This window comes from Catenovulum agarivorans DS-2 (assembly GCF_000568405.1).
Taxonomy (GTDB): domain Bacteria; phylum Pseudomonadota; class Gammaproteobacteria; order Enterobacterales; family Alteromonadaceae; genus Catenovulum; species Catenovulum agarivorans_A.
Genome location: NZ_ARZY01000122.1, coordinates 1 through 330, shown reverse-complemented (window position 1 = coordinate 330; position 330 = coordinate 1). Strand labels below are relative to the sequence as shown.

At 48.2% G+C, this 330-nt stretch carries 1 protein-coding gene; it reads right to left on the bottom strand.

Annotated features, from left to right (window positions below):
• Positions 1-330 (bottom strand): immunoglobulin-like domain-containing protein (locus DS2_RS20660; protein WP_035016757.1); only part of this gene is annotated, 330 nt, incomplete at both ends.

The following is a 330-nucleotide window of genomic DNA, read 5'->3' as shown; positions in this document are numbered from 1 at the left end:
GGCTTGCGGTTATATCATCCGCACCAATATATACATCATCACTGACATCAACGCTGACTGAGCCAGAGCTTTGACCTGCAGCAATCGAGCTGACTGAGCCGCTGCTTTGGCCTGCTGCAATATTAATCACTTCACCATTGCTTAGGGTGATGCTCATATCCGTTTCCGCGGCCGCACTTAAGCTTGCGGTATAAGTAATGCTGCCGCCTTCGGCCACACTTGGGGTAGCAGATAAGTTCAATGTCACATCTGAAACTGTATCTGAAACACTTGTCGTAACCTCATTGCTGCCAAGCACCAAGTTTTCGAAGTTACCGCCAGTCACATTAT